Origin of the sequence: Streptomyces sp. NPDC047061, from assembly GCF_040643955.1 — a bacterium.
Lineage (GTDB): Bacteria > Actinomycetota > Actinomycetes > Streptomycetales > Streptomycetaceae > Streptomyces.
Genome location: NZ_JBEYVI010000046.1, coordinates 25,081 through 46,372, shown reverse-complemented (window position 1 = coordinate 46,372; position 21,292 = coordinate 25,081). Strand labels below are relative to the sequence as shown.

Genomic DNA, 21,292 nt, shown 5'->3' with positions numbered 1-21,292 from the left:
CGGTACCGGCGGGACGACGGGGCCGCACCGGTACCGCCGGGGGCCTCAGACGAGGCTGGCGTCTTCCTTGTAGACCTCTTCGAGGATCGAGAGGTCGAAGAGCTTCGTGGCGGTGATGTCGAGGCCGCCGTACTTCAGCGTCTTGATGTTCTCGTCGATCAGCGTCTGTGTGACCGTGAACAGGCCGTTCTTCTTGGTGTCGGCGCTCACCATCAGTTCGCTCTCGTCCTTGGACTCAAGGGTCTGCTCCTTGGTCGTCAGCCCGAGCCCCTTGCCGTACGTCTCGGCCGCGAGCTTCGCGCCGAGCGCCGGGTCGGCGATGTTCGCCTTCCAGCCCTTGATCTCCGCGCGCAGGAACGCCTTGAGCAGGTCGCGCTGGTTGTCGATGGTGTCCTGGCGGACGCAGTACGTCTCCGAGACCAGCGGGTAGCCGGTGTCGGCGAGCAGCATCGTGGCGACCTTGAAGCCCTTCAGGCGCAGCGAGTTCGGCTCGTTCGTCACGAAGGAGAACCAGCCGTCGACGGTGCCCTGGGTCAGGGGCAGCGGGTCGAACTGCACCGGCACCTTCGTGATCTTCGACGCGTCCAGCCCGGTCGCCTTGAGGTACGCCGCCCACACGGACTCGTTGCCTGCCTGGACACCGATCTTCTTGCCGTACATGTCCTCCGGCTTGGCGATCGGGGCCTTGGCCATCGACATGATGCAGAACGGGTTCTTCTGGTACTGCGCGCCGATGATCTTCAGCGGCGCGCCCTTGGCGACGGCCGCGCCCGTGATGTCGGGGGAGCTGATCGCCACGAGCGCCTTCTTGGTGACGACGTCCGTCTCCATCGGCGTCGCGGACGGGCCGCCGCCGATCAACGTGACCTTCGAGAAGCCCTCGTCCGTGTAGTAGCCCTTGCTGTCCGCGATGTAGCTGCCCGCGAACTCGACGTTCTTGATCCAGGACAGCCGGAGCGTCAGCTCACCGAAACTCTTGGAACCGGAGGACGTGGGGGAGGAGGACGAGGACGACGAGTCGGAATCGCCGCACGCGGCGAGCAGCGGGCCGCCGAGCAGCACGGCGCCGCCCAGCTGCAGTCCCCGCCTGAGGAAGAGACGGCGGTCGGTGGCGGCGAACGCTCTGCCGTCACTGTTCGTACTTCTGGTCATGGCGCGCTTTCCTTTCACTGGCCGGTTGGGCACCGGCACAGGGGCGGACCTGAGGAACACGGGTGAAGCGTGGCCCGGACGGTGCCGGGCCGGTCTCCGGTCGAGCGGCGGTCCGGGATCAGGGATCCCGGGTCACAGGTCGAGGAGGAGTTCGGGGGTGCGGGCGCGGGAGCAGCAGATGGTGATCCGGTCGCCCGCCGCGCGCTCGTCGGGGGTCTGGACCTCGTCGCGGTGGTCGGGTTCGCCGGCCAGGACGGTGGTGAGGCAGGCGCCGCAGATGCCCTGCTCGCAGGAGAGCTCGACCTCGACGCCGTGGGCGGTGAGGACCTCGGCGATGGTGCGGTCGGCGGGGACGGGATAGGCGGCGCCGGTGCTCGCGATCCGTACGGTGAACGCGCTGGCGACTTCGGCTTCCGCTCCGTCTCCCTCTCTGCCTCGGGTCGATGGCGGAGCCGCCGGGGCGAAGCGTTCGGTGTGCAGCTGGCCGGGCTGCCAGCCCGCCGCGGTCGCCTTGGCCAGGACGTGGGTCATGAAGCCGTCTGGCCCGCAGACATAGACGGCCGTGTCCGGTTCCGGGACCAGGAGTTCGGCGGGCAGCCCCGCGCGGACGGTGTCCCCCTGGTCGCTGTGGTGGACCACTGTCCGCTCGCCGGGAGCGGAGGTCTGGAGCCGCTCCAGGAGGGGGGCCTCCGCCGCGCTGGAGGTGTAGTGGTGCAGGACGAACGACGCTCCCCGCGCGGCCAGGGCTTCGGCCATCGACAGCAGGGGCGTGATGCCGATACCGCCCGCGACGAGCACGTGATGCCCGGCCGCCACGAGCGGGAAGTGGTTGCGCGGGGGCGAGATCCGTAGCCGTCGGCCCACGGTGAGGTCACGGTGCAAAGTGCGGGAGCCGCCCCGGCCGGTGTCGTCGCGCCGTACACAGATCAGGTAACGGCCTTTTTCCCGGGGGGAGTTGCACAGGGAGTACTGACGGACGAGGGAGGGCCCGAGATGAACGTCGATGTGGGCGCCGGCCTCGAAGGACGGCAGGGTCCCGCCGTCCGCGGCCCGGAGTTCGTAACTGAGGCTGGTGCCGGAGGCGAGGGAGATCGTGTGGACGATGACGTCGAGTGTCTGCACGGTGGGGGCCCCTACGCGGTGAAGAAGTGACTGAGGCCCAGGTCGCGCAGGCCGCGCCGGTAGGCGATGGAGCTGCGGTCGGCGGGGATGTGGACTTCGAGTTTCGGGTCGAGGGGGAGGTTCTCGGGTTTCTGGACCTCGACGATGGCGCGGTCCTCCTCGAAGACCGTGCGGTTGAAGTCGTACACGGCCTGGACGGGTTGGTCGGTGTCGAAGTTGCGGGCGATCGGGGCGAACATGCGGGTCCGGCGGGCGGAGACCGGGGAGGCGGCGTTCATGATGTGCAGCAGTCCGCCGTCGGGGAAGTGCACTTCGAGCGTGGCCGTGAAGGGCAGGTGCACGTCGAAGCGGCGCAGCCACCGGTAGCCGGGCGGGGCCTGCTTGGTGCTGCCGTGCGGGTAGTTGCTGACGGTGCTCCAGTAGTCGACGGAGTGGCCGTACCGGTGGCGGACGGGGGTGTAGTCGGGGACCTCGGTGTTGTCCGGGTCGCCGAAGGAGCCGAGGTGGACGAAGCCGAAGTGGGCGACGTCGAGGAAGCCCTCGACCTGGCGGCCGGCGAAGGCGGCGATGTCGATCCAGGGGCAGTTGATCTGCTGGAAGTCCTCGTCGTCCCAGTGGGCCATGGCCGGGATCACCGGGGCCGTGCCGGGCTCCGGGCGCAGGCAGGTCCACACCAGGCCGTACCGCTCGACGACCGGGTAGGTCCGCAGGTTCAGCCGGGACGGGATCTTCGACTCCGGATGGGCCGGCACCTGCACGCACCGGCCGCCCTCGCCGAACCGCAGCCCGTGATAGGCGCAGGTGATGCCGGTCCCGTCGCCGCCGCCGAGGCTCAGCGGCACCCCGCGGTGCGGGCAGATGTCGTGGGCCACGACCACGGTGCCCCGCGCTCGGTAGGCCACCAGGGTCTCGTCGAGCAGGCGCACGGCGGTCGGGGTGCCGCCGATCTCGCTCGACAGGGCGACCGGGTACCAGTGCTGGGCGAGGATCGCCCAGTCGTCGGCGTCGAACGTGCAGTCCCGGGGCAGGACGGGCCGGGGCGGAGCAGTGGTCATGCAAAAATCCTTCTGCGTAGCGCGGCCGGGAACGGCCGGACAGACACCTGCGAGGCGCGCACGCCGGGACGACGGCGTGGGACAAGCGCGAGGTGAAAGAGTGCGGCGACAAGCCGATCCCGGGCCAGGGACACCGTGGAACCGCAGACCGGGCAGGGCACCGGCCGCGGTCGTCGGTATGAGGTCAGTTGGGAGAGCCCTCGGACTCCGGATGTGAACCGTGCGCCACGCGTCCGCGCGTCCAGGCCGACTGGTGGGCACGGCACCGGAGGTCTGTGCTGCACTCGCTGACAGAGCTCATCGCGCTTCCCTCCGTGCTCAGTGCCGACTGTCTGCCGCCGGACGACCATGCCGAGACTGACGCAGAGAGATTGCCCTGTCATTCCGTGTTTGTTACTTACGGATTCCATGCCCGGTTTTGGCTCGGGGCGTCGAAGCGAGCGCCCGCGCAGGAGACAGGCCGTGCATTCCGGGCAACCAGGTGATCAAGCCGTGGGTGCATGTGATCAATCCCTGGCTGCGGGCCGAGGCGCTGCTGAACGCCGCCGTGTCCATGAACGCCTCGTCGAGCCCCGAGCCGCTCGGTCACGCCCGTTGAGCTGCGGGTAATGTGCTGGCCATGCCCGATACCCAGGCCCTGTCCGAACGCGACCGCCTGTTGAGGCTGACCGCGGACTACGTGCTGGAGCACGGCGTCGCGGAGATGACCCTGCGCAAGCTCGGCAGCGCGATCGGCACCAACAATCGCATGCTGCTGTACTACTTCGGCTCCAAGGAGGAGCTGATCACGGCTGCGCTGGCCGAGGCGAGCGGGCGCTTCCCGATTCTCGGCAAGGCGTTCGCCATCATGGACGACCAGCCGCGCCCGCTGCGCGAGCGGATCACCGCGGCCTGGGACGCAGTGGCGGCAGCCGAGAACCTGCCGTTCCACCGGACGTTCTTCGAGGTACTGGGCCTGGCCGCGCATCAACGCGGCCGGTTCGACAGCTTCCTGGGGTCGGTGGGCAGGGACTGGCGCGAACAGCTCGCGGCCTCGCTGGGCGGCGGTGGCGTGCCGAAGCCCGCCGCGGACGATCTGGCCCGGGAACTGGTCGCGCTGTGGCGCGGCCTGCAACTGGACCTGATCACCTCGGGCGACCGGGCCGGGACCGATCGGGCGATGGCTTCCGCCGCGGAGTCGATCGCCCGGCGGGCGGCGGCGGCCGCCGCCCCTGGATCCTGAGGCCTCGTCACATCACCCTGCGAGATGGGGTTTTCAAGATGCCATCGGGATCCGGGGGACGACAATGTCCAGTGGACCGTCCGGAACCGCGACCGCGTCCTGGCTCCAGCCCCAGATCGAACAGACCCTGCGCAGCGGGTCGCTGTACCCGTCCCTGCCGTGCAGCACCCGGTAGTTGTCGATGCAGATCATCTCGCCCGGGCCCACCCGGAACATCGGCCCGCTGTCCCGGGCCGCGACGACCGCGTCCTGCCAGGCGCGCACATACGTCCAGTGCTCCGGCTCCAACGGGCCCTCGACCGGAGCGAGATAGGGATGGTGACGGCCCTGGAAGCGGCCCGACGGGGTCCGTCGGACGATCGGTGAGAAGCCGCCCTGCGGGTAGTTGGGCTCGGAGTGGTCGATGTCGACAGTGCGGCAGAAGTCGGCAAGCGCGGTGCTGCCGGGATCGGCGGCCAGCAGGTCCAGCAGCCGGGCGGTGTCGATCAGGAAGGAGTCGCCGCCGCTGACCGCGGGCCGCTCGCACCACAGGAACAGGTGGTCGGGAGCGTAGTCACCGAAAGCGAAGCCGTCGTTGTGGGCGACCATCCGCTCCTCGGCCGGGCCGCCGTCGCGTTTGCGGCCACGCCTGTCGGCGGGCTGCGCCCTCATCTTCATCGCCTCGACCCGGCCGCTCTCCTTCGTCGCCTCGAACTGGGTGCCGCAACGCACGGCCCGGTCCCCCATGACCGCGCGGCCCATCGCGACCGCCGTCTCCTCGTCCGGCAGTCCGGTCATGATGGCCGCGCCCTCGGCGGCGAGCACCGCTGCCGCCTCCTGTGGGCCGGTTACCTTGCGCGGGACGAAACTTGCGCTGCTGACGTCCAACACGGCGCCTCCTGAAGTCCGCGGGGCCAAGCCTGATTGAACCAAACGGTTCAATCAGAGTAGGAGTCCCGTGTTTCACCGAAGTGACGCACCCGCGTGCTTTGGGTTGCCCACGGGGCCGGGGCGAGAGCGGGGCCGAGGGGTCGGCCCGGCTGCGGGCCGAGAACGCGCGGCCGAGGAAGGACGGCAAGGAGCTCGGTATGGGGCGTGACGTGCTCAGGCGCCGCATGGTCCTGTGGGTGAGGCAGCTGCTGCGGACCCGGCCGTCGTGGCCCGGGTGATCGGCGATCGGAGGAGGAACTCCGCCGGTCCAAGCCTCCCGTGTGCACCGCCTCGCCGAGTTGCGGAAGCGGTAGCACACCACGCAGGTCCATGCGTTCGTAGGGGACTCCGCTGTGCGAGGGTCCTGTCCCCTTCGTCCAGGGGTCGTACAGGGGCCGGGACAGCGCAGCTGCGCCCGGGTTGACGGTGTCGACGGGCCGATTCGTTGTCACATCTGGTGGCTGCGCGGCGTGGGCTGCCTTCCACGGCGCGGCCGGTCGAGTGCCGGGTCGCGCGCCAACGGCCCGTTTCTACGAGGTCCTCGACCACCCGGCGGACCTGGGCCACGGGGACCTCGGCGACATCGTCGGCCGACCCCGGCCGCGGAGCGCCCAGGATCCGGCACCACGAGATCCGGCCCGATTCCGGCGCGGCGACGAACGAGTGGAGCCAGGGCGCCCCCGGCTCCTGGTGGCAACGCGAGTCGCCGCGCGAGTGGGCACAGGGGACCGACATCTTCCCCGCCGCCGCTGAACGGCGTCGGCGCCCCCTTCACATCGGGCGGTCCTCGGGCGGGTTGCCCGTCGTATCCAGGGCGGGGGCGACCTTGTAGCGGGGAAGGTATGCCGTCGCCAGGGCCTGGAGGGTCGCGGTGGTGGGGATCGCGATGACTGCGCCGACCGCACCGAGCAGGGCCGCTCCGGCAAGGACGGAGCCGAAGGCCACGGCGGGATGGACGTCGACCGTGCGAGCCGTGATGCGAGGCTGCAGGGCGTAGTTCTCCACCTGCTGGTACGCCGTCGCGAAGACGATCACCCACAGGGCGTCCATGGGCTCGACCGTCAGCGCCACCAGCGTCGGCAGGGCCGCGGCCACGTACGTTCCGACTGTGGGCACGAACTGCGAGACGACGCCCACCCATATACCCAGGGCCACCGGGTACGGGATGCCGAGGACCATGAAGGCCACCGCGTGGGCGAGCGTGGAGAACAGGGCGAGCAGGGCCCTTGAATACATGTAGCCGCCGGTCTTGGCCAGGGCGACCGTCCAAGCGCGGTGCACGGCGGGCTGGCGTTGCGGAGGGAGCAGCGACAGGGCGGCGCGGCGCAGGCGGGGGCCGTCGGCGGTGAAGTAGTACGCGAACAGAGCGACGGTGAGCAGGTCGAAGACGCCGCCGACGACGGTGGTGGACAGGCCCCAGAGGTGGTCGGCGGCCTGCCGGGCGTACGTCTCGACGGTTCCCGTGTCGTCGGTCAGGCGGTCCGTGGTGAGGGTCGTCCCGAAGGTGTTGTTGATTCGTTCGACCAAGGTGGCGAGCAGTGCCGGCAGTCGGTGCGAGACCTCGGCCGTCTGGTCGATCAGCAGGGTGAGCACGGCGGTGGCGAAACCGGCGAGCGAGGCCACGGTCACCGCGAACACGAGCAGGGTCGCGGCGGCCCGGCCCATGCCGCGGGCCTGGAGGCGGGACACGGCCGGCTCCATCACCATCGACAGGAAGAAGGAGACCAGCAGCAGCACTCCGAGACCCACGAGCTGCCGGGCGGCCCAGACCGTCATCTCGAACACCGCTGTGAGGACGAGAGCGACGGCGATCGCTCTGGGCAGCCAGGCCGGCATCGGCGTCGGGGCCGGATCGTTGGACTTGGACACGGTGGTGTGGCGTTCCTGTCTCTGGGGCCGTGGGGCCGGGCCGCCGTTCACACCCTCCGGGGCGGTGGCGGCGGCCCGGATCTGTTCAGGCGAAGCGGCGGACGAACGTCAGGGCCGTTTCGGCCACTTCCTGCCAGCCGCTGTCGATGGTGAGGGCGTGGCCCCGGTTCGGTATCTCGGTGATCTCGGTGACGCCGGGGTTGTGCAGCTGTTGTTTGTAGGAGGCGTTGGCGATGGCCCACGGGACGGTGTGGTCCTTCTCGCCGGAGATGATCAGCAGCGGGCCGCGGTCGGGATTCCCGGTGTCGACCCTGGCCTCCGTCCAGGGGTTGAGGTTGGCGGTGGCGGCCTGGAAGATCGGGGCGCCGGGGGCCGGTACGGCGAACGTCTCGAAGAGTTCCTTGGCCTCTTCCTCGCTGACCGCGTTGGCGAAGGCGTAGCGGAACTGTTCGAAGGTGAGCGGGACCGCGCGGTGGCGGTTGGCCGGGTTGCTCAGCACCGGCGCGGACGAGCGGAGCGCGGAGACGGGCAGGGGCAGAACGCCGCGGAAGGGGGCCGGGTCGATGGCGACCGAGGCGGCGGACAGGCCGCGGCCGGCGAGGATCTGGGCGAGCAGTCCGCCGAAGGAGTGGCCGATGACGGCCGGCTTGCGGTCGAGACGGCCGATCAGGTCCGCCAGGTGGTCGGCGACCTGCCCGACGGTCTTGCCGGCGAACACCTCGGGGTGGCTGTTGGCCTCCGCCACGGTGTCCGGGTCGTCGGGCCAGGAGAGCGAGACGGCGGCGTAACCCGCCTGGTCGAAGTAATCCACCCAGCGGTCCCAGCTGCTGGGCAGCAGCCACAGCCCGTGGACGAAGACCACGGGTGTCCTGCCGGAGTCGTTGGCGGCCTGGATCTGCTGTTCATCGTGTGCGGACATGGCGGCAGGCTAGGAAGCGCGGGGCGCGGGCCGCGACCGTCAGATGACGGGTCTGTCGACGTATTCGACGTATTCTCCGCCGTACTCCGCCCGGGCCTGTGCTCCGAGGGCGTCGCGCAGCGCCGCGCGGGAGCGGATGCCCAGCTTGGGGAAGATGTTGTACAGGTGGGTGCTGACCGTGCGCGGGGAGATGTACAGCCGGGCGCCTATCTCCTTGTTGCTGAGTCCGGTGGCCGCCAGATCCGCGATCTGGAGTTCCTGGGGGGTCAACAGGCCGTCCTGGTCGAGTGGTTCAGGCTCTGCCGGCGGCGTCAGGGCGGCGAGCTCCGTACCGGCCGCGGCGGCCCAGGGCGCGGCGCCCAGCTCCTCCAGCGTGTGCAGTGCGGCCGTCAGGTGCTCGCGGGCGGCCTCCGGTTCGCGGCCGTGGGCGCGCAGCCAGCGGCCGAAGGCGAGCTGGACCCGGGCCCGGTCGAAGGGGGCGTGCACGTCGGCGACCGCCAGGGCCCGCCGGAATCCGGCCTCGGCCGTCTCCGCCGGACCGGCGAGGGCCGCCGCCGCGTGTGTCAACAGCGCGAGCCGGGGCGAGAGTTCACCGAGGCACGCGCTCCGCGCCATCGCGACGTGGACGCGTGCCTCGGGGGTCCTGCCCGTGTACACGGCCGCCTCCACCAGGTCGTACACCGACCAGATCGCGCGCGGGTTGAGCGGGGGGAGGGTTCCGGGCGGGCTGACCAGCGCGCAGTCGCGGTATGCCGTCTCGTAGTTCCCCTGCCCCAGGGCGAGCAGCGCGCGGGCCTGCCGGGCGGACACCTGGAGCAGGCCGAGCCGACGCGGTTCGCTCCAGGCGAGGATGGTGCGGGTGAGCGTGCCGACGGTCTCGGCGTCGCCCCGGACGGCCGCCACCAGGGCGAGCTGGGAGGCGAGCCGGAATCCAGCGAGGCGGTGCCCCAGCTCCTCCGCCGTCGCCAGGCCCTCCCGGGCCAGCGCCTCGGCCTCGGTGAAACGGCCGGCGAAGAAGGCCTCGTGACCGAGGAGGATGGTGCCGTACGACCACTGCACGAAGGTGCCGCCCTCCCGGGAGCGCCGGGCGACCCGCATCCAGTGCTCGCGGTACTCGGAGGCCTCGTCGAAGTAGACGCTGAGCATGGAGAGCTGGGTGACCGGCCGGGGGCCCGCGTCGGGCGGGAGGGCGGCGAACGCCCGCCGGATCCGCCGCCGGACCTCCGGGGCCCGCTCCTGCGGGGCGTCGAAGGCCAGGCAGTAGAGCCGCACCTGGTCGGGGGCGTCCTGGCAGCGTTCCAGCACCTCCGGCCAGAGATCGGTCCGCTGCGCGTAGAACGCCACCAGCGTGAGCAGGAACTGCAGTTCGCCGACGACCTCGCGGACCGCGGCAGGCGACTGCTGCCGCCCGGCACCACCGGTCCCGGCACCACCGGTCCCGGCACCACCGGTCCCGGCGCCGTCCGTCCCGGCGGCGAGCAGTCCGTCGATCACACCGGTCAGCAGCCGGTGGGCGGCCGTCGCGTCCCCGTCCGTCTCCAGTAGCGCGTACACCCTGGCCAGGGTGGCGCGCGCGGTGTCCTGGGGCGAGGCCCGCTCCCCGTACCCGTCGTCGACGAGGACCGCGGTGACGTCCAGGGCACCGGACTGGGCCGCGGCGTACGCCGCGTGCGCCAACCGCCGGCTGCGCTCGGCCGGCTCCGGGCTGAGCTCCGCGGCCCGGCGCAGCGCGGTCGTCGCGAGGGCGGCGCTGCCGCGCCCCAGGGCCGCGTGCCCCGCCTGCTCCAGGTCGGCCGCGAGCTGCTCCTCGGGCCCCAGGGAGGCGGCGACCAGGTGCCCGATCCGGCGTTCCGGGTCCCGTTCCAGTGCTTCGGCCAGAGCCCGGTGCGCCGCCCGCCGCCGACCGGGCCGGCAGGTGCGTACGACGGCCGAGCGGACCAGCGGATGCCGGAAGACCAGTCGGCCCGCCCGTGCGTCCACCCGCACCAGACCCGCCTCCTCGGCGGCCAGGAGCGCGGCATCGGCCTCTTCCATCCCGCCCGGATACGCCGCCCAGATCGTGCGTAGCCCGCCGGTCCCCTCCAGCGCGGCGACCAGCAGCAACTCCAAGGTGGCCGCGGGCAGTTCACGGAGCCGCGGAGCGAAGAGCGCCTCCAGCCGGTCGTCCACGGGCAGGGACAGCGGCAGCGGGGCGGCACCGGTGAACTGCTCCCGGCTCAGCAGGGCCGGCAGCTCCAGCAGCGCCAGGGGATTGCCCGCGGCCTCCTGGAGCAGCCGTTCGCAGGCGTGCGGTGCCAGCCCGGGGTGGGCCGCCCGCAGCAGGGCGGCGGCGGACCGTTCGTCCAGTGCCTCGACTCGCCGGCGCAGCAGTCCGTGCCGGTCGAGCGCGTGCGCATGGCCCGCCCGGCCCGCGACCAGCAGGTCCACCGGAAGCCCGGACAGCCGGCGCGCCACGAATTCCAGGACGTCGCCGCTCGCCCGGTCGAGCCACTGGACGTCGTCGATCACGACGAGGACCGGACCGTCCTCCGCCGTGCGCCGCAGGGCTTCGAGTACGGCGACGGAGGCCGCGAAACGCTCCGGCGGCGCCTGGGCCACCGAGCTGCCGAGGACCCCCTCCAGTACCGCGCGCTGCCCCGGCGGCAGCCGGTCGAAGCCGTCACGCATGCCGAAGAGCAGCTGGTGCAGGCCGGAGTAGGCCAGCGTGACCTCGGACTCCACGCCGGCGAAGCGCAGCACCCGGAACCCCGAGGCCCGCGCGCCGTCCGCGGCGGCCTCCAGCAGCGCGGTCTTCCCCACGCCGGCCGGGCCCTCCAGCAGGACGGCCGTCCCCGCGCCCCCGTCCGTCAGCCGCCGACGCAGCTCCGCGAAGAACTCCAGGTCCGCCGATCGCCCCAGTAGCCCGACGGCATCCCCGCCGAGGGGCCCGGGCCCGGACGACTGCTCGATGGACATGCAGGCTCCTCACCGTGCTCAGTGGCCGCCGGGAAGGCGACGGCGGACAGACCGTCAGGTGACGTATGGCCCGACGCGGTCGCCGGGCCCTGGAATGGCACCCGGTGCGCCGGTCCCGGTACACCGGAGCGGCTACGAAAGGCGGCAGGGCGCCGAGATGATCTCCAACCTGGCCCGGATGCGGGCCATCGACGACGCGTGGAACGAACGTGACTGGGATGCGTACGAAGCGCTCCTCGCCCCGGACCTGACGGCCTGGGCGGCCGGTGACGAAGGCCCGCACGGACGGGCCGAACACGTCGTCCGGGCACGGGAGTTCTGCACCCTCTTCCCGGAGAACCACGTGGTCACCGAGCCCTACGTGGCCGCGTTCGGACACGGTGACCAGACCTGCACCGTCGCCCGGCTGCGCGGACGGGTGACGCGGCCGGTACGGCTCCCCGACGGGACCGAGGCGGCGGCGACCGGTCGCACCTTCGACGTCGCGTTCACCACGGTCTGCCGCTGGCAGGCCGGGGCGATCGTCGAGCAGTACGAGTTCATCGACCAGGAGTCCCTGCGGCGGGTCCTGGGTATCGGGTCGTGAACGGCGGGCCCATAGCGCACCGGTGATCCCTTCGCCGAGGAGGACGTGTGCCGTCACCGTAGGTCGGGGGGTGGGTCCGCCGAATCCTTGAGACCCGTAGTCCCGTCGTCCCCGATGGCTGCCAGCGCGTCCCGCAACTGTCCCCGGGCCGTCACGCCCAGCTTCCGGAAGGTCTTGCGCAGGTGGTACTCGACGGTGCTGGGGCTGACGAACAACTGCGCCGCGATGTCCCGGTTCGGGACGCCCGCGGCGGCCAGCCGGGCGATCCGCGCCTCCTGCGGAGTGAGCTGGACGGCGGACTCCACCGGGCGGTGCCGCAACCGCTCGCCGGTGGCTGCCAGTTCGGTGCGGGCGCGGCGGATGTAGAACTCGGCGCCCATGGCCTCGAACAGGGTGAGAGCGGTCCGCAGACTGTCCCGCGCCTCCCGCCGCCGGCGTCGCCGGCGCAGCCACTCGCCGTAGACGAGGTGCGCGCGAGCCGTCTGCGGCCGGGCCGCGGACGCCTCCAGGTGCTCGATCGCCTCCAGATACAGCTTCTCGGCCTCGTCGTCGTCCGCGACCAACGCGCGCGAGCGGGCCAGCAGGCCCAGGGCGACGGGGGTGCCGCTGGCGGTCGCGACGGTGTGCAGTCGGGCCAGGGCGGCCCGCGCGGTCTCCGGGTCCCCGGACCGCTGGGCCGCCTCGACCAGTTCCGGGAGGACGTTCGCGCTGGTCGGCCCGGGGGTGTCGGCGGTGAACACCCGTCGTCCGTGGGTCAGCGCGGCCGGGTAGTCGCCGAGCGCCACCTCCAGCTGGCACAGGGCCAGGTGCGGGACGAGGGCGCCGTAGTGCTCCCGGCCCGCGGCCGTCGCCTCTCGGATATGGGCCCCGGCCGCCTCCCGCGCGGCCTGCTCGGGGCCGGTCACGCAGTACAGCAACTCGTAACCGCCACCGGTACGGCCCTGCTGCCGTGTCGTCAGATCGGACAGGTCGGCCGCGGCCCGGCCGAACTCCGCCGCCGCCGTGAAGTTGCCGCGCCACAGCTCGGGTATGGCCCGCAGCAGCAGCGCCAGCGACAGGGCGCCGTGCGCGCCCCGGGCCCGGGCCAGTTCGACCCAGCGTGAGGTGAGCGCCAGCAGGCCCTCCAGGTCCCACATCTCGCCGGCGAGCACACTGCCCAGGTTGAAACCGCGCAGATCCTCGCTGACGAGCAGGCTCCGTACGCAACGCCGGTACAGGGGGTAGGCGGCCTCGGGACCGTCAAGCAGCCGGGCGGTCAGCGCCGCGCTGATCAGGTCGGTCGGAGAGGCGGAGTCCGGGGCGGCGGGTGTCAGCGCGCGTACGGCCCGCGCCACCGCCGTCATGTCGGCCTTGCCGGTCCAGGTGGCCGCCTCCAGCGCCTGGAACAGCGTGTCGCGGGCCGCCCGTTCGTCGTCCGGGAGCAGCAGTTCCGCGGCTGAACTGGCTGGATGCGGCGGTTGCTCCGGCCGGCGTCCATCTCGAAGACCCGCAGGGGCCGTTGAGGGGCCGCAAGGACAGGAACGCATCGATAAGCACTGCACAGGGCTGACACCGATCAGCATGTCTGACCTGCAAGAACGGCGCGAATCGGCAATGATCGGCAAGGACCGCCAAGATCCCCAATGGACTCATGATCCGTCGGCCGTGGGTTCGAGTCCCACCCGCCCCATCACGCGCTACGCGAGGAGAAACCTTCTGCCCCCCGTGATGACCCGGTGTTCCGCAGGGCGGCCCGCCGGAACGTGGGTTCGGGCGGGCCGCGGGGGAGGTCAGGGACCAGGGGTCAGCACAGGCAAGGGTTCGTGCTCCACCCCAGCGCGAGGATGTCCTTGTCCCTCAGCGCGCCCGAATAGGCCTGTACCTCGTCCACGTCGCCATGCAGGTACTCGCCCCAGCCGTCACCGACCTCGGCCCGGCCGATCTGGAGGGCGCCGGTGCTGTGCCAGCCGTCGGGGAGGGTCGTGGTCGCGTCGGCGTTGGTGTAGCCGTCGAGGTAGAGCTTGATCGTGTCGGTGGCGTCGTCGTAGACCACGGCGAGGCGATGGCCCTGGCCCTCGCCGCCGTCCGCGCCCGCGATCCGGGACACCACCCTCTCGGGGGCTCCGGCCTCGTCCTTCTCCGGCATCACCAGTTGCCAGGTGTGCGTGGACGGCTCGTAACGCACCTTGAAGGCGTCGGTGTGCTCACCGGCCTGCGACAGCACGGTCATCGGGTGGGCGGGATCGGAGTCCGCGAGGCGTACGACGACGCCGAGGGTGAAACTGTCCCCGGTGTCCACGACGGGCCCGTCGGCAGCGGCATAGCCGTTCTCGCCGTCCAGGCGCAGATGTCCCTCGCCGACGAGCGGCGGCGGTACATAGGTGCAGTCGGGGTCGATGTCCGGGATGCAGGAATCGTCGGAGCCCCGGTAGATCGAGGCGCCCGTGCCGAGCCGCAGCGGCGCGCCGTCCGACTGCTCGGGGCTCACCCCGTCCGTCGCGTTCTCCAGCGACCAGTGGCCGAGCAGCTTCGGCTTGCGGTAAGCCAGTTCGGCCGCCTCGTCGGGCACCACGACCCGGTCGTGAACCTGTACGTCACCGATGTCCCCGTGCCACCGGTCCCGGTAGCCGGCAGCCCCGCGGGCGCGCCCGATCTGGAAGGCGCCGGCCGCCTCGGCGGGAGTCGCGTCGGCCGCGGTCCCGACCTCGTGGCCGTTGACGTACAGCCGCGCCTTTCCGGTCTCGGCGTCGTAGAGCCCCAGCAGATGCGTCCACTCGCCGGTCTCGGGGGTCCCGCCGGACACCCGTGCGCCGCCGATCGCGAACGACCAGGCGGGCCCCGAGTCCTGACGGTGCAGACCGAGGCTGAAACCGGGCGCCCCGTCGGCGTCCTGGCTGGCGACGGTCATGTTCCGGTCGGTCTCGGCGGGCCGTACCCACGCGCTCACCGCGAAGGTCCTGCGGATGTCGGCCGCCGGGGCGTCCGGGGTGAGAAAGCCGTGGCCGCTGCCGTCGAGGCTGACCGTGGCGGTGGTCGCGGTGCCCGCGGGCACCGGGCCGCCGAAGGTCACGCCGGTCCCGGCACGGGCGACGGTGCCGGTCTCGGCGGCGGCCGCACGGGAGCCCGCAGGGTCGTCCAGCTTCCAGCGGGCGACGGGAGCGCGGCCGGCCTTCACATTGAAGTCGTAACGCGACTCTCCGCTGCTGCGGCCCGACCGGTCGATCGCGTGGACCGTCAGCGACTTGGGTCCCGAAGTCAGGGGCAGGTACGGGATGGTCACGGCCGCGCCCGGCTGTTCCGCGGAGACGGTTCCATAGGGGCCGCCCACGAAGCCGTACGTGTACGACACCACGTCGTCGGAGGGCGAGTCCACGGTGAAGTGGCCGTAGACGCCCACTCCGTCGACCCAGAACACGTCCTCCGGGTTGGGGTACTCGGGAGAGGTGATCGTCGCCTTCTCCGGGCTCACGTCGTCGTACACGAACGAGCAGACCGAGCCGTCGCCCTCGTCGCTCCATGCGGAGGTCGACTCACCGTCGTTCGCGCGGACATGCCAGGAGATGACGGTGTTCGCCGGGATGTCGCTCGGCACCGTCCAGTACTGGCTCTGCCCCGACGTCAGGGTGATGGTGGTGTAGGTGCGCCGCTGTTCCACGCCTGCCGTGTCCGTCCACCAGGCTTCGAACTCGCCGCTGACCGGGCTGGCCTCGGAGGGCTGGTTGTCCTCCTCGGGGTCGTACAGCACCGCGCTGAGCCTGGGCGGTGCCGAGACGTACGGCGTGTCCTCGCCGGTCGCGCAGGCCTTGCCTCCCGACCGGAGGTCCTGGACGAGCGGCTGCCTCGGCGGCAGGTTGTCCACCGCGTGCGCCGTCCCGGTTGCCGCGGCCAGCAGCGCCGCCGCACAGCTCCCCACCACTGTCCGTCTCCGCCGGCCCGTCCATCTGAATCTGGTCAAGTGGCCCTCCCCTGTTGGCGCGTGAGAATTGTGGATCACGCAGGTGCACGAAGCTAACAGGGGCCACCGACAGCACAGGAGGGGTTTTCCGCGCATGCCGCCGGGCGGGGAAGGGCGGCCGGGCGGAGCACACGTCGTCGGCGGGTCCGGCCTCACACCGTCGCGGTGGTGCTCTCGATCTCACGCGCGACCGTGCTGCCCAGCAGGCGCAAAGCCGCCTCGGAAGGTGAGCCCGGTTCGGCCGTACAGGCGATCAGGCGCCGGCCGGACGAGCCGGGGATGACGAGGTTCTCGAAGCTCAGGTCCGTCGTGCCGACCGGCGGGTGACGCAGCTGCTTCACTCCCGAGGTACGGGTGCGCACCGGACGGCGGGCCCAGCGGGAGGCGAACTCATCGCACTGAACGGCGAGTCGGCCGACCAGTTCGGTCAGCCTGCGGTCATCGGAGCTCGGGGGATCCCCAGCACACCTGACCTGCGGCGGAGTGGACGAGCGTCGTTGTCGCTCGCCGTCGGGGCGACTGATCCGAGGATCGATGCCAAGGCACAGGGGTCGTACAGGGGCCGTGACGGCGCAGCCGTGGCCGTCGGTCGACGAACAGCTCCGGCCGTTCGTGAACCTCGGTCCCAGTCGCGGGCGGTCTGCCGGGCAGTCAGTCCCCGGCCCGTACGAGCCCGCTCTCGTAGGCGAAGATCACTGCGTGGATACGGTCGCGGAGGCCGAGTTTGGTCAGGATCCGGCCGAGGTGGGTCTTCACGGTCGTCTCCCCGACGAAGAGGCGGTCGGCGATCTCGCCGTTGGCCAGTCCCCGGGCGACCAGGGCGAGGACTTCCCGTTCCCGCTCGGTGAGCGCGGCCAGGCGGCTGCGCTGTGCGGGTACGGCCGCGGGGGACTGCAGGACGAAGCGTTCGACCAGGCGCCGGGTGAGTGAGGGCGCCACCATGACCTCGCCCCGCAGCACCGCACGGACGGTCACCAGGATCTCCTCGGCGGGGGCGTCCTTGACGAGGAAGCCGTTCGCCCCGGCACGCAGGGCGGCGTAGGCGTACTCGTCGAGGTCGAAGGTGGTGACGACGAGGATCCGGGGCCCATGCGGCTGCGCGCAGAGGTGTTCGGTCGCGGCGAGCCCGTCCAGACCGGGCATGCGTACGTCCATCAGGACGAGGTCCGGTTCCAGGGCGGCCACGCCCGCGATCGCCGCGTCGCCGTCGGTGGCCTCGCCGACCACGGTGAGGTCGGGCTGGCTGTCGATGACCATGCGCAGTCCCATCCGGATCAGTTCCTGGTCGTCGCAGATCAGCACCCGGGACGAGGACGGGCTCCGGCCGGTCATGGCGTCGCCGTGGTGGGCTCGGGCTCGGTGGGGCGCAGGGTGGCGGCAACCCGGTAGCCCCCGTCGGGTGTGGGTCCGGCGTCGACGCTCCCGCCATACAGGGCGGTGCGTTCGCGCATGCCGTTGAGTCCGTGGCCGCAGGAGAGCAGTCGGGCGGGGTGCTCCGGGGCGGCTCCCGCTTCGGCTCCGGCCGAGTTCTCCACCCGGACGCGGACCAGCCGTCCGGGCCCCTCGGTACCGGTGTCGACCCGTATGTGGATCGTGGCGTTCGGCGGCGCGTGCTTGACGACGTTGGTGAGCGCCTCCTGCACGATGCGGTACGTCTGCACGGTGAGATCCGCCGGAAGGCCGCCCGGCTCTCCGCGAAGGTCCAGCCGGGCGCGCGTGCCGTTCGTGTTGAGGCGCCCGACCAGCCGCCGCAGATCCGCCGAGAGGGACTCGCGGGCCCCACCGCTATCGGGGCCGGGGCCGGGGCCGTCGGCTGAGGCGTCCGCGTCGGGGGTGCGCAGCACCTCCAGCAGCCGACGCAGTTCGTCCAGGGCCTCGCGGCCGGTCGCGCTGATCACACCGAGGGTGCGGTCGACGACCGTGGGGTCGGCGTGCCGCATCAGCCTGCCGCCCTCGGCGTTCAGCACCATCACGCTCACCCCGTGTGCGAGGACGTCGTGGATCTCGCGGGCGATGCGCGCCCGCTCCTCGGCGACGGCGACCCGGGCCAGGGCGATGCGCTCCGACTCGGCGAGCGCCACCCGTCGCTCGAACTCGGCGATATAGGCGCGCCGGGCCCGGACGTACTCGCCGAACACCCAGGCCCCGGCCAGCAGGAGCCCCACGGCCAGCGGGGTGAGCCAGGCACCGCGGGCACCCGGGCCCCCGTAGTCCCGCTGCCAGGCGGGGATCCACAGCACCACGCAGCCGACGGCACAGATCACCGTCGCCGCGGCGGCCCGGCGCAGGCCGCGCACCGTGAGGGTGGCCAGGACCGCGGCCAGGGCGACGGCGCCGCGTCCCGGTTCCTGTCCCCACACCTGCCCGAGAAACTGCACCCAGAATCCGGCCGTCACCAGGGCCGCGACCAGCACCGGCCGATGGCGGCGCCACAACAGGGGCAGTACCAGGGCGGCGTACACGCCCGTCTGTACCCAGACGGGCCGCCAGCCCGGCTGGGGGCGGATCACCGGGGGCACGGCAACCAGCACGACCAGCAGCAGGTCCGTCAGCCACGGATGTCCGCGCCGCAGGCGGGGCAGGGTCTCGATCAGCCGTCGCACCGCCTCACGCTACGGCCGGGGCCCGCTCCCCGGCATCGTCCTGGCGGGCGTCACGGGGTCCTCCCGCAGTCGTACGGACACCGGCCGGGGATACGACGTGCGGCCACCCGGGGCGTTTCCACCATGGCCGCCATGTCGATCACCACCGAGTTCCTCAGACGGCCCCTCATGACCGGTGCCGTGGCGGCCAGTTCACGACGACTGGCGTACGCGATGACCGAGGGCATCGGCCTGGAGCAGGCCCGGACCGTTGCCGAGCTGGGCCCGGGGACCGGGGTGTTCACCGACGCGATCCTCGCCCGGCTCGCCCCCGACGCACGGCTCGTCGCCGTCGAGCTCAACCCGGTGCTCGCCGCCCGGCTGACGGCCACCCGGCGCGACACCCGCCTGACCGTGGTGCAGGGGTCGGCGGCCGATCTGGCCGCCACGGTCGGCGAACCGGTCGACGCGGTGGTCTCCGGGCTGCCGTGGACCGTCATGCCGCAGAACCAGCGCGGGTACATCCTGGATGCCGTGACCGAAGTCCTCGCGCCCGGCGGCCGGTTCACCACCTTCGCCTATGTGCACGCGGCCTGGACCCCGCCCGCCCGTCGACTCACCGCCGAACTGGCCTGCCGTTTCGACCGGTTGGAACGCTCGAAGACGGTGTGGGCGAACCTGCCGCCCGCTTTCGTGCACCGGGCCACCCGGGGGCCATGACCGCGGACAGACCGGCGAGAGCGAGGAACACGACCGGGAAGGCCGAGGACCGCACCGAGGTGAGGTGAGGGGCAAGGTCGGGCTGCGGTCCTTGGCGTCCGACACGCCGCGACCCAGGTCCATGCGCACTTCGGTGGACGAACTCGGCCGTGGGTTCGAGTCCCACCCCCCCCCACCACTCGCCGCGTGAGGACAAACTTTCTGAGCTGCGGCTCTGTTGTTCCCTCGCGCGGGGGAGGGGGCAAGGCCTAGTCGGCGTCGCCGAAGCCGGCGATCGACAGGTGGGTGCCGCCGCGCAGATAGTGGCCGAGGGCGATGCCCGTCGTCGGCACGATGGCCTCCGGGATGGCGTCGGTGCCGGTCCAGCGGACCTGTACATGCTTGGCCGGTTCGGCGTTGACCGGCTCGCCGGTCCACTCGTGGGTGGCGAAGACGACGGTGAGGAAGCCGCCCGGTGCCTCGACACCCCAGGCGCCGTGGATGAGGTGGGCTACGCGCAGCGACTCCGGATCGACGACCAGCCCGGTCTCCTCCCGTAGTTCACGCACGGCCGTCCCGGTGACGGGCTCGCCGGGGTCGCTCTTGCCGGCCGGCAGGTCCCACAGACCGTTCCCGTACTTGGCGCCCGGGCCGCGCTGCAGGAGGACGACCCGGTCGTTCTCCTTGTCGTGGACGATGACGGCGGCCGCCAGCAGGGTCATCGATTCCACCGCGGGCCGCAGGGCCGGTGGCCTGCCGCCGGTGCGCCGGTCCGCCACGGGTCTCCCTTCGTAGACGGGCTCGTTCGGCATGCTAGGGGAGGGTCGTCCGGCCGCGGTGCGGAATCGGCCCCGACGGCCTGCGGACGCCGTCGGCCGCTACACCGAAATGCGGATTGACACGCACAAACCACCGCCCTTGAGTGGACGCCAGGCAGAACCGCAGGGGGAGACGTCATGCCTGGTCACAGCAACTCATCCGCGCCGCAGCCGCCGCTGCAACCACCACTGCCCGGAGTCCCGAACGACCGGCTCTGCCGTGAGTTACTGGGGGCGAGCGACGCCGCCGCCGACACCGGCGACCTGGCGACCGCCGCCGCCCATGCCCGTACCGCGGCGATGCTGGCCGCCTCCGCAGGGCTGGCGACCCACCTGCGGGCCGCCCAACTGCGCCAGGGACGCCTGGCCCTGCTGGCCGGGGACCGCGAGGCCGCCGCAGACTGGTTCCGGCAGGCCGGGTCGTCGGACGCGGGCCGGCCCCCACCGCGCCCATCGGACGACACCGTCCAGGCCGACCCCGGCCCCCGGCTCTGGGGGCGGCTGCGCAACACCTGGCGCGCCCCGGAACCGCAACGGTCTCCCGACCCGTCGACCGGGCCTGCCGCGGACCTCGCGCCGCACCTCGCGCCGCATCTCGCGCCACAGTTGGCGATCGCCCTGCTCGGCTCGCTCAGCGTCAGCGTCGACGGCGTCCCCGCGGAGGGCTGGAACGGCCACCGCACCCGCTCACTGCTCGCCTTCCTGGCCACCCACCGCGACCCCTGGCCGCACCGGGAGGCCCTGATGGACGCCTTCTGGCCGGACTCCGCCCCCGAGGCCGCCCGCAACAGCCTCGGTGTCGCACTGCACCAGCTGCGCCAGACCCTGCGCACCGCCACCGGCGACCCCGTGGTCGTCTTCCGCTGCGGCACCTACCGGCTCTGCCCGGGCCTCGGCCTGTGGCTGGACTGCGACGAGTTCGAGCTGCGGCTGCACACCGCCCGGGACGCGGAGGACCACGGCGACAAGACCGTCGCGGTGACGGACTACGAACAGGCGCTCGCCCTCTACCGGGGCGAGTTCCTCGCCGAATCCCCTTACGAGGAGTGGAGCGCCCTCTACCGGGAGCGGCTGCGCCTGGCCCACCTCGACGCCCTCGCCCGGCTCAGCGAACTGCACTTCACCACCGGACGCTACGTCCCCTGCGCCGAGCTCTGCCGCCGGCTGGTCGAGCTGGACCCGTGCCGGGAGAGCGCCCACCGCCGCCTGATGCGCTGCCTGAGCCGGATCGGCCAACCCCACCTGGCCATCCTCCAGTTCCGCTCCTGCGCCAAGGCCCTGCGGGCCGAACTCGGCATACCGCCACAGCGCGAGACGGCGGCACTGTACGACCGGCTCCGCGCCGACCTTCCGGTGTGAGCGCCGCTTAACGCGTGGCTTAACGCGCCGGGCCGCGCGATTAAGCGGTGCCGGGCGAGGCGGTTAAGCGGCGTCCGGAATAACCGGTGCCATGGCCGGTGGCACACCGCC

At 72.1% G+C, this 21,292-nt stretch carries 17 protein-coding genes and 1 pseudogene; 4 read left to right on the top strand and 14 right to left on the bottom strand.

Translation table 11 applies throughout. The features are described from left to right. Positions 1-45: 45 nt before the first annotated feature. The 3 genes from ABZ887_RS42335 to ABZ887_RS42325 all read right to left on the bottom strand — a co-directional run bounded on the left by ABZ887_RS42335 (position 46) and on the right by ABZ887_RS42325 (position 3,329). The gene (locus tag ABZ887_RS42335; RefSeq protein WP_361302691.1) at positions 46-1,152 is read right to left on the bottom strand and encodes an ABC transporter substrate-binding protein; all 1,107 of its coding nucleotides are present in this window, start codon (positions 1,150-1,152) and stop codon (positions 46-48) included. Between the two features lie 132 nt (positions 1,153-1,284). Next, positions 1,285-2,274, bottom strand: a complete 990-nt coding sequence (locus ABZ887_RS42330; protein ID WP_361302688.1) for a PDR/VanB family oxidoreductase — start codon at positions 2,272-2,274, stop codon at positions 1,285-1,287. 11 nt (positions 2,275-2,285) lie between these two features. Beyond that, a complete protein-coding gene (locus tag ABZ887_RS42325) occupies positions 2,286-3,329 on the bottom strand; it encodes an aromatic ring-hydroxylating dioxygenase subunit alpha (RefSeq protein ID WP_361302685.1) in 1,044 nt (347 codons plus the stop codon). Between the two features lie 619 nt (positions 3,330-3,948). Between ABZ887_RS42325 and ABZ887_RS42320 the strand changes: the two genes are divergently transcribed. Next, entirely contained in the window at positions 3,949-4,551 is a 603-nt protein-coding gene (locus ABZ887_RS42320) for a TetR/AcrR family transcriptional regulator (protein ID WP_361302682.1), read from the top strand. A gap of 33 nt (positions 4,552-4,584) precedes the next feature. On the opposite strand, the gene ABZ887_RS42315 is transcribed toward ABZ887_RS42320, so the two are convergent. The 5 genes and pseudogenes from ABZ887_RS42315 to ABZ887_RS42295 form a co-directional block, all read right to left on the bottom strand. Next, positions 4,585-5,421 (bottom strand): TauD/TfdA family dioxygenase, encoded by an 837-nt coding sequence (locus tag ABZ887_RS42315; RefSeq protein WP_361302679.1) that lies wholly within the window; start codon positions 5,419-5,421, stop codon positions 4,585-4,587. Between the two features lie 555 nt (positions 5,422-5,976). Continuing rightward, positions 5,977-6,135: pseudogene (locus ABZ887_RS42310) on the bottom strand (transposase); the annotation flags it as partial. A gap of 96 nt (positions 6,136-6,231) precedes the next feature. Next, positions 6,232-7,329 carry an AI-2E family transporter gene (locus ABZ887_RS42305; protein WP_361302677.1) on the bottom strand — a complete coding sequence of 366 codons (1,098 nt, stop codon included), beginning with the start codon at positions 7,327-7,329 and terminating at the stop codon, positions 6,232-6,234. A gap of 85 nt (positions 7,330-7,414) precedes the next feature. Then, complete coding sequence (locus ABZ887_RS42300) at positions 7,415-8,248, bottom strand: alpha/beta hydrolase (RefSeq protein ID WP_361302674.1); 834 nt, start codon at positions 8,246-8,248, stop codon at positions 7,415-7,417. A 39-nt stretch (positions 8,249-8,287) separates the two neighbouring features. Further along, positions 8,288-11,203 (bottom strand): AAA family ATPase, encoded by a 2,916-nt coding sequence (locus ABZ887_RS42295; protein WP_361302671.1) that lies wholly within the window; start codon positions 11,201-11,203, stop codon positions 8,288-8,290. Positions 11,204-11,360: 157 nt separating this feature from the next. On the opposite strand from ABZ887_RS42295, the gene ABZ887_RS42290 reads away from it, so the two are divergent. Further along, positions 11,361-11,789 carry an ester cyclase gene (locus tag ABZ887_RS42290; protein ID WP_361302668.1) on the top strand — a complete coding sequence of 143 codons (429 nt, stop codon included), beginning with the start codon at positions 11,361-11,363 and terminating at the stop codon, positions 11,787-11,789. Positions 11,790-11,842: 53 nt separating this feature from the next. On the opposite strand, the gene ABZ887_RS42285 is transcribed toward ABZ887_RS42290, so the two are convergent. The 5 genes from ABZ887_RS42285 to ABZ887_RS42265 all read right to left on the bottom strand — a co-directional run bounded on the left by ABZ887_RS42285 (position 11,843) and on the right by ABZ887_RS42265 (position 18,326). After that, a complete protein-coding gene (locus ABZ887_RS42285; protein WP_361302665.1) occupies positions 11,843-13,315 on the bottom strand; it encodes a LuxR C-terminal-related transcriptional regulator in 1,473 nt (490 codons plus the stop codon). Between the two features lie 257 nt (positions 13,316-13,572). Then, positions 13,573-15,684 carry a LamG domain-containing protein gene (locus ABZ887_RS42280; protein WP_361302804.1) on the bottom strand — a complete coding sequence of 704 codons (2,112 nt, stop codon included), beginning with the start codon at positions 15,682-15,684 and terminating at the stop codon, positions 13,573-13,575. 191 nt (positions 15,685-15,875) lie between these two features. Then, positions 15,876-16,247 (bottom strand): hypothetical protein, encoded by a 372-nt coding sequence (locus ABZ887_RS42275; RefSeq protein ID WP_361302801.1) that lies wholly within the window; start codon positions 16,245-16,247, stop codon positions 15,876-15,878. A 127-nt stretch (positions 16,248-16,374) separates the two neighbouring features. Then, complete coding sequence (locus ABZ887_RS42270; RefSeq protein ID WP_361302662.1) at positions 16,375-17,055, bottom strand: response regulator transcription factor; 681 nt, start codon at positions 17,053-17,055, stop codon at positions 16,375-16,377. Further along, complete coding sequence (locus ABZ887_RS42265) at positions 17,052-18,326, bottom strand: histidine kinase (protein WP_361302659.1); 1,275 nt, start codon at positions 18,324-18,326, stop codon at positions 17,052-17,054. Before ABZ887_RS42265 ends, ABZ887_RS42270 begins: the two co-directional genes overlap by 4 nt. Positions 18,327-18,458: 132 nt before the next feature. Between ABZ887_RS42265 and ABZ887_RS42260 the strand changes: the two genes are divergently transcribed. Continuing rightward, a complete protein-coding gene (locus tag ABZ887_RS42260; RefSeq protein ID WP_361302656.1) occupies positions 18,459-19,025 on the top strand; it encodes a methyltransferase domain-containing protein in 567 nt (188 codons plus the stop codon). Between the two features lie 248 nt (positions 19,026-19,273). Here the strand turns inward: ABZ887_RS42260 and ABZ887_RS42255 are convergent, their stop codons facing one another. Beyond that, a complete protein-coding gene (locus tag ABZ887_RS42255) occupies positions 19,274-19,816 on the bottom strand; it encodes an NUDIX domain-containing protein (protein ID WP_361302653.1) in 543 nt (180 codons plus the stop codon). A 144-nt stretch (positions 19,817-19,960) separates the two neighbouring features. On the opposite strand from ABZ887_RS42255, the gene ABZ887_RS42250 reads away from it, so the two are divergent. Further along, entirely contained in the window at positions 19,961-21,181 is a 1,221-nt protein-coding gene (locus tag ABZ887_RS42250; protein ID WP_361302650.1) for a BTAD domain-containing putative transcriptional regulator, read from the top strand. Positions 21,182-21,292: the final 111 nt, after the last annotated feature.

What these genes read in the sequence shown, in the direction of transcription:
- ABZ887_RS42285 (WP_361302665.1), bottom strand. Translation starts at nt 13,315, where the DNA reads ATGCGTTCCTGTCCTTGCGGCCCCTCAACGGCCCCTGCGGGTCTTCGA.
- ABZ887_RS42295 (WP_361302671.1), bottom strand. Translation starts at nt 11,203, where the DNA reads ATGTCCATCGAGCAGTCGTCCGGGCCCGGGCCCCTCGGCGGGGATGCC.
- ABZ887_RS42300 (WP_361302674.1), bottom strand. Translation starts at nt 8,248, where the DNA reads ATGTCCGCACACGATGAACAGCAGATCCAGGCCGCCAACGACTCCGGC.
- ABZ887_RS42290 (WP_361302668.1), top strand. Translation starts at nt 11,361, where the DNA reads ATGATCTCCAACCTGGCCCGGATGCGGGCCATCGACGACGCGTGGAAC.
- ABZ887_RS42320 (WP_361302682.1), top strand. Translation starts at nt 3,949, where the DNA reads ATGCCCGATACCCAGGCCCTGTCCGAACGCGACCGCCTGTTGAGGCTG.
- ABZ887_RS42270 (WP_361302662.1), bottom strand. Translation starts at nt 17,055, where the DNA reads ATGACCGGCCGGAGCCCGTCCTCGTCCCGGGTGCTGATCTGCGACGAC.
- ABZ887_RS42325 (WP_361302685.1), bottom strand. Translation starts at nt 3,329, where the DNA reads ATGACCACTGCTCCGCCCCGGCCCGTCCTGCCCCGGGACTGCACGTTC.
- ABZ887_RS42335 (WP_361302691.1), bottom strand. Translation starts at nt 1,152, where the DNA reads ATGACCAGAAGTACGAACAGTGACGGCAGAGCGTTCGCCGCCACCGAC.
- ABZ887_RS42250 (WP_361302650.1), top strand. Translation starts at nt 19,961, where the DNA reads ATGCCTGGTCACAGCAACTCATCCGCGCCGCAGCCGCCGCTGCAACCA.
- ABZ887_RS42260 (WP_361302656.1), top strand. Translation starts at nt 18,459, where the DNA reads ATGTCGATCACCACCGAGTTCCTCAGACGGCCCCTCATGACCGGTGCC.
- ABZ887_RS42255 (WP_361302653.1), bottom strand. Translation starts at nt 19,816, where the DNA reads ATGCCGAACGAGCCCGTCTACGAAGGGAGACCCGTGGCGGACCGGCGC.